The 6,050-nt window shown below is 68.7% G+C and carries 3 protein-coding genes and 1 pseudogene; all 4 read right to left on the bottom strand.

The features are described from left to right. A pseudogene (locus A9W96_RS06340) lies at nucleotides 1-1,656 on the bottom strand (NAD-glutamate dehydrogenase domain-containing protein); the annotation flags it as partial. A gap of 78 nt (nucleotides 1,657-1,734) precedes the next feature. Continuing rightward, on the bottom strand, nucleotides 1,735-3,411 hold the full coding sequence (ettA, locus tag A9W96_RS06335) for an energy-dependent translational throttle protein EttA (RefSeq protein ID WP_066860374.1): 1,677 nt from the start codon (nucleotides 3,409-3,411) through the stop codon (nucleotides 1,735-1,737). A gap of 78 nt (nucleotides 3,412-3,489) precedes the next feature. After that, on the bottom strand, nucleotides 3,490-3,969 hold the full coding sequence (locus A9W96_RS06330; protein WP_066860266.1) for a single-stranded DNA-binding protein: 480 nt from the start codon (nucleotides 3,967-3,969) through the stop codon (nucleotides 3,490-3,492). Between the two features lie 119 nt (nucleotides 3,970-4,088). After that, nucleotides 4,089-6,050, bottom strand: a 1,962-nt coding sequence (locus A9W96_RS06325; RefSeq protein ID WP_067138482.1) for a cytochrome c oxidase assembly protein, incomplete at its 5' end; no start/stop codon positions are given.

Raw genomic sequence — 6,050 nt, 5'->3', positions numbered from 1 at the left:
CTGGGCGGACCCGTCCTCGTTCTCGGTGAACACCAGCTTGACCGAGTTGTCTTGCAGCGCATTGATGATGGCGATGTGATCGATCGCGTCGGCCGGGGTGACGGCCTGCTTGTAGACCTCGGAGAAGGCGGCCGCGTAGTACTCGGCGTCGGCATGGCCCACCGAACCTTCGGCGGCGGCGGTGATGAGCCGGTCGGCCCAGGTCCGCGCGGCTTCGCTCAGCAGCGCCTGGATGCGGATCCGGTTGTCTTCGGAGACGTCGACCGGCGTGGCGTCGGGGCCTTCGGACGGCAGCCGGACCATGAAATGCATGAGGGCCCAAGGTGATTCGCTGACCCGGGCGGTGAATTCCAGCCTGGTGCCGCCGAATTCATGCACCAGGATGTCCTCGATCTGCAGGCGCACCGCCGTGGTGTAGCGGTCACGCGGCAGATACACCAGGCAGGAAACGAAGTACTGCAGCCGGTCGGCACGCAGGAACAGCAACGCGTTTCGTTGCGGGCCCAGGTCCACCACCGCTTTGGCCATCGCCAGCAGCCGTTCGGCGCTCAGCGTGAACAGCTCCGAACGGGGAACGGTCTGGATGACGTCGAGCAGTAGCTGGCCCGGGTGGATCGGGTCGTTGTCGGCCATGGCCAGCGCCTCACGGACCCGGCGCGAAATCGTCGGGATCTCCAGGACGTCGGCGTTCATGGCGGCCACCGTGAACAACCCGACGAAGCGATGCTCGATCACGGCGCCATCGACGTATTCGCGGACCGCGATGGCATACGGGTAGGCGCCGTAGCGCAGGTAGCTGCCCACCACGGATTGCGCCAGGACCAGCAGCCGGTCCTCGTCGGTCAGCCGGGGGCGCGAGCCGGTGCGGGTCCGCAGGACGCCCAGGCCCGGCGACCCGTCGCCGGAGACCTGGCCGTCGTGCACGTGGCAGCGCTGGTAGCCGAGCAGGAGGAAGTTGCCGTTGCCCAGCCAGCGCAACAGCGCCGCGACGTCGTCGCGGTCGGGGGCCGAGAAGTGGCCGTCGGCATTGGTTTCCACCTGCGCGGCCAGGTCGTCCAGGGCGGCGATCAGGGTCGAGGCGTCGCTGGCGACCTGTTGCACGTCGGCGAGCACCTTGGGCAGCAGCCGCTCGACCTCGGTGAGCCCCTTGCTGTCGACCGACGGCAACAGCTGCACGTGGATCCACGCCTCACCCTCGTATTGCGATGCGCCCTCGGCTTTCGCCTGCACACGCAGCAGCTCGCCCTCCGGGCTGCGCAGCACGTCGAACACCGGCGTCATGATCGCCGTGTACGGGACGCCGAGCCGGTGCAGCAGCACGGTGACCGAATCCATCAGCATGCCGCCGTGGTCGGTGACCACCTGCAGCGCGGGCCCGAACCCGGCGGGGTCGTCGGCCGGGTACACCGCGACGCGGCTTTCGCCGGCGGGCCGGTGCAGGCCGAGGCGATAGTGGGCGCTCAGCATGGCCGGGGTCACGATCGCCGCCGGCACGGTCAAGTCGATGGGCCTGGTTTCCGCGCCGCCCGACTCGTCGCTATGCGGACCGCGATAGCTCTCTACGTAGGCCCTCGAGATCCACTCGGGAATGTCTCGCTGCTGGGTGAAGGTCGTCCACGGCTCGAGATCGTGTCTGGCTTCGGGATCGATCGTCATGCCGATAGCTCCCAACTGGCGACGGTGGTCAGTGCGCTCGGTCGCCCCGCTGGGTGGCGGTGCGGGGCAGAGCTGACACTAGTCGCGCGTCAGCTTGCGGTGGGTCACTCTGTGCGGCCGTGCCGCATCGGCGCCGAGGCGTTCGATCTTGTTCTCCTCGTATGCCCCGAAGTTGCCCTCGAACCAGAACCACTTGGCCTCGTTGTCGTCGTCGCCCTCCCAGGCCAGGATGTGTGTGCAGGTGCGGTCCAGGAACCACCGGTCGTGCGAGATCACCACGGCGCAGCCGGGGAACTGCTCGAGGGCGTTCTCCAGCGAGCTCAGGGTCTCGACGTCGAGGTCGTTGGTGGGCTCGTCGAGCAGGATCAGGTTCCCGCCCTGCTTGAGCGTCAGCGCCAGGTTGAGCCGGTTGCGCTCGCCACCGGAGAGCACCCCCGCCGGCTTCTGCTGATCCGGTCCCTTGAATCCGAACGCCGACACGTAGGCCCGCGACGGCACCTCGGTCTGGCCGACCACGATGTGGTCCAGCCCGTCGGAGACGACTTCCCACACGTTCTTCTTGGGATCGATTCCGGCGCGGGTCTGGTCGACATAGCTGAGCTTGACGGTCTCGCCGACCTTGACCGTGCCGCTGTCCGGCTGCTCGAGGCCGACGATGGTCTTGAACAACGTGGTCTTCCCGACCCCGTTCGGGCCGATGACGCCGACGATGCCGTTGCGCGGCAGGGTGAAGGACAGGTCCTTGATGAGGGTGCGGCCGTCGTAGCCCTTGTCGAGGTGGTCGACCTCGACCACCACGTTGCCCAGCCGCGGACCGACCGGGATCTGGATCTCCTCGAAGTCGAGCTTGCGCGTCTTCTCGGCCTCGGCGGCCATCTCCTCGTAGCGCTGCAGCCGGGCCTTGCTCTTCGCCTGGCGCGCCTTGGCCCCGGAGCGCACCCACGCCAGCTCCTCGGCCAACCGCTTTTGCAGCTTGGCGTCCTTACGGCCCTGCACGGCGATCCGCTCGGCCTTCTTCTCCAGGTAGGTGGAGTAGTTGCCCTCGTAGGGGTAGGCGCGGCCGCGGTCGAGTTCGAGGATCCATTCGGCGACGTTGTCCAGGAAGTACCGGTCGTGGGTCACCGCCAGGATCGCCCCCGCGTAGGACGCGAGGTGCTGCTCGAGCCACTGCACGCTTTCGGCGTCCAGGTGGTTGGTCGGCTCGTCGAGAAGCAGCAGGTCGGGCTTGGACAGCAGCAGCTTGCACAGCGCGACGCGGCGCCGCTCACCACCGGACAGGTTGGTCACCGGCTCGTCCGGCGGCGGGCAGCGCAGCGCGTCCATGGCCTGCTCCAGCTGCGAGTCGAGGTCCCACGCGTCGGCGTGGTCGAGCTCCTCCTGCAGCCGGCCCATCTCCTCCATCAACTCATCGGAGTAGTCGGTGGCCATCAGCTCGGCGACCTCGTTGAAACGGTCGAGCTTGACCTTGATCTCGCCCAGGCCTTCTTCGACGTTGCCGCGGACGGTCTTGTCCTCGTTCAGCGGCGGCTCCTGCAGCAGGATGCCGACGGTTGCGTCGTTGGCCAGGAAGGCGTCGCCGTTGTTCGGCTTGTCCAGGCCCGCCATGATCCGCAAGACGCTCGACTTGCCGGCGCCGTTGGGCCCGACGACACCGATCTTGGCGCCTGGATAGAAGCTCAGTGTGACGTCGTCCAGGATCACCTTGTCGCCGTGCGCCTTGCGGACCTTTTTCATCGTGTAGATGAACTCAGCCATGCCGCGGTTGTGCCTTTCTGGTTGCGAAGTGATCTCGCGGACCATCCTAGGCATCGTCCGGCGGCGCGACCGCCGCCGCTAAGCGGTCAGCGGCAGCGGACCGGTGTCGGCGGACTCGGTGTCCTCGGTGCCGGCGTCCTCACCAGCGGCGTCGGACGCATCCGCCGGCGGTGCGGCGGCCTCGGTGGCGGTCGGACCGGTGTAGCCCGGGCGCTCGATGCGCACAATCGCGCGGGACACATCGGGCCCGACCGCGGTCGCGCGCATCTCCAGCGACGACCGACGGTTGCCGTCACGGTCCTCGTACTCGCTGGTGTACACGTGGCCCACCACGATCACCGGCGCACCCTTGCCCAACGCGGCCCCCACGCCGGTGACCAACTTGCCCCAGCAGTTGACGTTGATGAAGAGCGAGTTGCCGGGCTCCCAGCCGCCGTCGGCGGTGCGCCGCCGGGAATTGCTGGCGACGCGGAACTTGATGACCTCCTGGTTGCCGACCTGACGGCGTTCGGGGTTGTTGACGATGTGACCGACGACGGTGAGCGACGTTTCGAACATGGGCTGATCCCTTCTCGTTTGCATTGGCTATGGCTGCCAGTAGGCGCGGCGCCACCGACGAACGCCGCCGGAACGACCCGGAGACGGGCCGCCGCTGTGGAAGAAACCGGGACTGTGGATCAGTCGGGATCGGCCGGGCCGGACCGCTGGGCCCGCTCGCCCCGCGCCAGTTGGGCCAGCATCGCGTTGTAGGCCATCAGCTCGGCGTCGTCGTCGCGTTCGGCGGCCCGGTCCAACCGCTTGGCGGTGCGACGATCACTGCGCGCCCACTGAATGAGCAGCGCGAGCATCACGATCACCAGGGGAAACTCCCCCGCCGCCCAGGCGATGCCCCCACCCAGCCGCTGATCGCCGAGCAGGTCGGTGTGCCAGCTCAGATCGAGCGAGCGGTAGTAGTCGGCGCCGAGGACCTTCTTGGTGCCCATCAGCACCACCCCGAAGAAGGCGTGCAGCGGCAGGGAGGCGAAGACCACCGCCACCTTGGCCAGCGGCGGGATCGGTCGCGGCGTCGGGTCCACCCCGATCACCACCCAATAGAACAGGTAGCCGCTCACCAGGAAGTGCACGTTCATCGCCAGGTGCCCGGCGTGGCTGCTCGCGGTGACGTCGAAGAGGTTCGACAGGTACAGCCCGTAAAACCCGGCGACGAACAGCACGGTGGCCACCACGGGATTGGTGAGGAACCGGGAAAAGCGGCTGTGCAACGCGGCCAGCAGCCATTCCCGCATGCCAGGCGGATCGTCACGGCCGGCGGCGGGCAGCGCCCGCAACGCCAGGGTGACCGGCGCGCCGAGCACCAGCAGGATCGGGATCAGCATCGACAGGCACATGTGGACCACCATGTGCATGCTGAACATCGCCGGCATGTAGCGGCCGACGCCTGACGACGTCGCGAACAGCAACACCGCGCAGCCGAGCAGCCAGGAAGAGGTCCGGCCCGGCGGCCAGTGATCGCCGCGCCGGCGCAGCCGCACCAGCGCGGTCACATACAGTGCGGCAAAGACGACTGCCGCCGAACCGAAGATCAGGTCGAAGCGCCAGTCGAACAGGATGCGCGCCACGGTGGGCGGTCCGTCGAAGTCGTAGCCGATCTCGGCTTCGGGGATCGACGGCAACCGGGCCGGGGGTGGCGGCGGCGGGGTGCGGCCCAGCCCGACGGCGATGCCGAAGGTCAGGCCGAAAATGGCGGCCTCGATCAACGTCAGCCGCAGCAGCGCGCCACGCCCGTGGCTCGGATCCGCTTGCAGCGCAGCCACACTCACGCGTCGCTGACGCCAGCCCAGCACCCCCAGGAAGCACAGCGCGATGAACTTCGCGGTGACCAACCGCCCATAGTCGGTGCTCAGCAGGTCCGAGGGCTGCACGCGGACCAGCGCGTTGACCAGACCGCTCACCGCCATCGCCACCCAACACCACAACGCGATCATCGAGAAACGCCTGGCGGCCAGCCCGAGGTGACCACCGCCCCGCAGGGCATGCGCAAGCAGGGCGAGCAGGCCACCGGCCCACAGGCTGGCGGCGACCAGGTGGATCAGCAGGCCGTTGGTGGCCAGGTCGTGCGAACCCCCGGCGGACGAATGACCGGTCAGGCCAAGGGGAATCAGCGTCGCCACCGACGCGGCGACCAGCACCGGCGTCCACGACCAGCGCAGCACCGACAGGCTCGCCACCGTGATCACCGCGGCCAGGATCGCGGTCCAGCGCCAGGCCGAGGCGTTGGTGATCAGGCCCGCCAGCGACCACATCCGCGCCGCGGGAATGTCGGCGACGGCATGGCCGGACACATCGGAGATGGTCAACGGGACCAGCAGGGCGGCGCATACCGCCCACACCCCCGACGCCACCGTCCCCAGCCGCAGCGCCCGGTAGCCGTCGGCGTCGAGGACGCCGTTGCGCTGCGGCGGTACCAGGAACGCGGCGAACAGGAACGAGCCGACCGCGAGCACCGCGCCGATCTCGCCCGCCGCCCGCACGAACGGCAACCCCAGCGTGGTCACCGGACCCGGGTCGGGCAGGCCCGTCACCGTCAGCGAGCTGGCCAGCGAGAGGGCCCCGATGCCGGCGGCGGTGCAGCCCGCCAG

The sequence above is a fragment of the Mycobacterium sp. 1245852.3 genome (assembly GCF_001669335.1).
Taxonomy (GTDB): domain Bacteria; phylum Actinomycetota; class Actinomycetes; order Mycobacteriales; family Mycobacteriaceae; genus Mycobacterium; species Mycobacterium europaeum_A.
Note: the sequence above shows the minus strand (reverse complement) of the source record. Positions and strands in the feature narration are given on the sequence as shown.